The sequence below is a fragment of the Rhodopseudomonas sp. genome (assembly GCF_048594845.1).
Lineage (GTDB): Bacteria > Pseudomonadota > Alphaproteobacteria > Rhizobiales > Xanthobacteraceae > Rhodopseudomonas.
Map to the genome: position 1 here is coordinate 1 of NZ_JBMDXE010000088.1, position 4,066 is coordinate 4,066.

The 4,066-nt window shown below is 68.1% G+C and carries 4 protein-coding genes; 1 reads left to right on the plus strand and 3 read right to left on the minus strand.

Features of this window, described 5'->3' with window-relative positions; translation table 11 throughout:
• Nucleotides 1-1,619, minus strand: a 1,619-nt coding sequence (gene dnaE, locus ACOJTD_RS05355) for a DNA polymerase III subunit alpha (RefSeq protein WP_420131897.1), incomplete at its 3' end; no start/stop codon positions are given.
• A 544-nt stretch (nt 1,620-2,163) separates the two neighbouring features.
• Between dnaE and ACOJTD_RS05360 the strand changes: the two genes are divergently transcribed.
• Nucleotides 2,164-2,415 carry a DUF3551 domain-containing protein gene (locus tag ACOJTD_RS05360; RefSeq protein WP_420131898.1) on the plus strand — a complete coding sequence of 84 codons (252 nt, stop codon included), beginning with the start codon at nt 2,164-2,166 and terminating at the stop codon, nt 2,413-2,415.
• A 47-nt stretch (nt 2,416-2,462) separates the two neighbouring features.
• Here ACOJTD_RS05360 and ACOJTD_RS05365 read toward each other — a convergent pair whose 3' ends face one another.
• Together ACOJTD_RS05365 and ACOJTD_RS05370 are read right to left on the minus strand one after the other, a co-directional pair.
• A complete protein-coding gene (locus tag ACOJTD_RS05365; RefSeq protein ID WP_420131899.1) occupies nt 2,463-3,419 on the minus strand; it encodes an ABC transporter substrate-binding protein in 957 nt (318 codons plus the stop codon).
• The coding region (locus ACOJTD_RS05370) for an LLM class flavin-dependent oxidoreductase (RefSeq protein WP_420131900.1) at nt 3,416-4,066 on the minus strand (651 nt) is incomplete at its 5' end. The genes ACOJTD_RS05370 and ACOJTD_RS05365, both read right to left, overlap by 4 nt.

Below are 4,066 nucleotides of genomic sequence, written 5' to 3' on the forward strand. Positions count from 1 at the left end.
TCGGCGCCGGCGTCGGCAACGCCGAGGAGGCGGCGGCCGAAGAGGCGGCCGAACTGCGGCGCCAGGCCGAACACGGTCTGGCGGAGCGGTTGCGGGTCCACGGCCTGTCGCTCGGCACCACCGAGGAGGACTACCACAAGCGGCTCGCCTTCGATCGCCTGCTTCAGCGAGATCGGCGCGGCCGGGTTCTGCGGCACCAGCTTGGTCAGCTTGTCGACCTGGCCGTACGGCATCTGCAGCACGCGGCCGACGTCGCGCAGCACGCCGCGCGCCTGCAAGGTCCCGAAGGTGATGATCTGCGCGACCTGATCGCGGCCGTAGCGCTGCTGGACGTAGTCGATCACTTCGCCGCGGCGGTCCTGGCAGAAGTCGATGTCGAAGTCCGGCATCGACACGCGTTCCGGATTGAGGAAGCGCTCGAACAGCAGGCCGAACCGGATCGGATCGAGGTCGGTGATGGTCAGCGAATAGGCCACCAGCGAGCCGGCGCCCGAGCCGCGGCCCGGGCCGACCGGGATGCCGTGCGCCTTGGCCCATTTGATGAAGTCCGACACGATCAGGAAGTAGCCCGCGTATTTCATGCGGGTGATGACGTCGAGCTCGAACGCCAGCCGCTTGCGATAGTCCTCCTCGGTCATGCCCGGCGACAGGCCGTGGACGCGCAGCCGCATGTCGAGCCCCTGCTCGGCCTGGCGGCGCAGCTCGGCGGCTTCGGCGGCGGCAGCCTCCTCGGCATTGCTGACGTCGGCGCCGACGGTGAACAGCGGCAGGATCGGCTTGCGGGTCAGCGGCCGGTAGGCGCAGCGCTGGGCGATCTCGACCGTCGAGGCGAGCGCCTCCGGCAGATCGGCGAACAGCACCGCCATCTCGGCGCGGGTCTTGAAACGGTGATCGGGCGTGAACTGGACGCGGTCGGCCTCGGCGATCAGCTTGCCGGAGGCGATGCAGAGCAGCGCGTCGTGTGCCTCGAAATCGTCGGTCGTAGCGAAATGCGGCTCGTTGGTCGCGACCAGCGGCGCGCCAAGGTCGTAAGCCAGATCGATCAGGCCGGCTTCGGCGCGGCGCTCGGCATCGGTGTTGTGGCGCTGCAGTTCGACATAGAGCCTGTCGCCGAACGCCTGCGCCAACCGCTCGCAGCGCTGCCGCGCCAACGCCGGATCGGACAGCATCGCCAGCGAGATAGGCCCGTCCGGCCCGCCTGTCAGCGCGATGACGTCCTCGGTCTCGCCGTCGAGCCAGTCGAACTTGATATGCGGCGCCTGATTGACCGGCGTCTCCAGGAAGGCGCGCGAATTCAGCCGCATCAGGCTGCGATAGCCACGCTCGCGCGTCGCCAGCAGAACGACTCGCGAGGGCTGCGCCAGCGCGGCGTTACGCGAGGTCGGGTCCTGATCGCCGAAATCAATGCCGAGTTCGAGGCCGACGATCGGCTGGATGCCGCTGCCTGAAAGCTTGTCGGAGAATTCCAGTGCGCCGAACATGTTGTCGGTGTCGGTCAGCGCCAGCGCCGGCTGGTGGTCGGCCTTGGCGAGCTCGGCAAGCTTGGCGATCTTCATCGAGCCTTTCAGCAGCGAATAGGCTGAATGGACGTGAAGATGGACGAATCCGGCTTGGCTCATCGCGCGGCGGCTCTCGATCGGAGAGACGGCAGTCCAGGACGGCCGTCTCGTATGGCTGGGGTGAAGGTGCTCGGCCGGCGTGCGCAGCACAGCCGACTCGGCCTCAATGGTGACCCCGTGGATGCGGCCGTGCAAGCCGCCTCGCCTGTCTTGTCCCCGCTATTGCCTCGCCGCGAGGCGCGGGGTCTTCCGTTGCAGCCTCAGAGCTGCGGCAGCACCTGCGCCCACACCGCCACCATGCCGATGAACAGCGCAATCGACGTCAGCGCCGCAGCTTCCTGAATGAAAATTTTCAGCATCGTCCGCCTCCCTCTGACCTTGTGAACATATGCAGAACATAGTTCTTCTTTTGTTCTAGAGTCAAGGAAACCGGCCTGCGCCGCCACCGAACGCTTAACGAGGCGTAAACGTGCAATCGCTTGTCCCCGCTTCCCACCGATTGACGGGAACGGCAGCGAAGCGCACGGGTTGGCGGCGGCAGCGAGTCGGCACAGGTTGGCCCCGCCGCCGCGAGGCTGGAGAGGCCGCGAGGCTGGAGAGGATGATGCGGATTCGATCGATCATGCTGCTGGGCGCGCTGGCGCTGCCGTTCGCCCTGCCCTTTACGGCCGCGGCGCAGCCCTACGACAACTACCCGGTTTGCCTGCGGGTCTATGGCCCGGTGCGGTTCGACGAATGCCGCTACGTCTCGATCGAGCAGTGCCGCCCGGCCGCCATGGGCATCGCCGGACAGTGCGTCACCAATCCCTGGTATCAGCCGCCGAGCGCCCCGGCTCGCCGCGCCCGCCGGGGCTGAGCACGCAATCCCTCGCTCAACCGGTGTTGCGCGCTACGCGTCGGCGCTCATTGGCTGGCCAGCGCCGCATCGATCGCCGGGGCCAACGACCGGTCGACGATGTCTTCGGCCTTCAGCGAGCGGCTGATCAGGCCGTTGCGGAAATACAGGTCGATCGTCTGCTGCTCGCCCGCGACGACGGCATCGTCCACGGCCGTGATCCTGATCTTGGCGCGGCTCAGCCAGTTCAGCGGCACCGCGGGCGGGATGCCCATCAGCTTGCCCCAGGTGTCCGCATAGGCCGCAACGTTGGTGAGCGACCACGCCCGCGCCCGTGACAGCCGCTGCACGAAGTCCTGCAGTTCGGCGCGCTTGCCGGCGATCGCATCGGGACGTGCGACCTGGAAGCTGAGACCGGGCGTCAGCCCCTCGGCGGTGATCACCCGGCGCGAGCCGAATAGCACCTCCTCTTGGCTGACATACGGCTCCCAGGTCGACCAGGCATCCACCGCCCCCTGGCTGTAGGCGATCTTGGCGTCGGACGGCGCCAGGAACACCAGCTGGACATTCTTCGGCGAAAGCCCGTTCGCTTCCAGCGCTGCCAGCACCAGCTGGTGACCGATCGAGCCGCGACCGGTCGCGATCTTCTTGCCCTTGAGATCGTCGAAGCTGCGGATCGGCGACTCCTTCGGCACCAGGACGGCCAAGCCTTCCTGAGTCGAGCGGATCGCCGCGATCGCCTTGACCGGCACGTTGGCGGCCGCCGCGAAGGTGAACGGCGCGTCGCCGACCAGCCCGGTATCGAGGGCGCCGGCGCCGAGTGCTTCCAGCAGCGGCGCCGCGGCGGGAAACTCCCGCCATTCGATCTTGTAGGGGACGTCCTTGAGCACCCCCGCGGCTTCCATCACCGCCTGCGAGTTGCCCTTCTGATCGCCGACGCGCAGCACGGCCTGCGCCGCGGCGCCGTGAACCAACCCATGGGTCGCGCCGATCAGCAGCGCGGCCGCCACGACAAGCCGGATCATGCCGCCACCGCTTCGCGGCGGGCGACCAGCTCGCGCGTCAGCGGGATCAGTTCACGGCCGTATTCGATCGCATCGACCAAGGGATCGAAGCCCCGGATCAGGAAGATGTCGACGCCGAGCGCGTAGTAATCGAGCAGCGCTTCGGCCACCTGCTGCGGCGTGCCGACCAGCGAGGTCGAGTTGCCGCGCGCGCCGGTGAGCTTGGCGAGCCCGGTCCACAGCCGCTTGTCGAGCCGCTCGCCCTGCGCGGCGAGCGCCAGCAGACGGCGCGAGCCTTCGTTGGCCGGCTGTCCCGGGCCGCGTTTGAAGCCGCTGAGCTCCTGCACCGCCTGCGCGCGCGCCAGGATCGCGTCGGCCTTGGCCCAGGCGAGTTCTTCGGTCTCGGCCAGGATCGGCCGGAACGACAGGCTGAAGCGCGGCGACGGCCGGTTGTTCTTGGCGGCAGCGGCGCGCACCCGCGCGATGATCGACCGGACTTCCTCATAGGTCTCGCCCCACAGCGCAAAGATATCGGCGTGCCGGCCGGCGACCTCGATGGCGGCATCCGATGCGCCGGCGATGAACACCGGAATGCCCTCGGGCCGCAGCGGCTTGATCTGCGAGAAGCCGCCCTTCACCTGATAGTACTTGCCGTCATAGTCGAACGG

Bases quoted from the DNA above. Each gene is read 5' to 3' on its own strand.
- ACOJTD_RS05360 (WP_420131898.1), top strand. From the start codon at position 2,164: ATGCGGATTCGATCGATCATGCTGCTGGGCGCGCTGGCGCTGCCGTTC.
- ACOJTD_RS05365 (WP_420131899.1), bottom strand. From the start codon at position 3,419: ATGATCCGGCTTGTCGTGGCGGCCGCGCTGCTGATCGGCGCGACCCAT.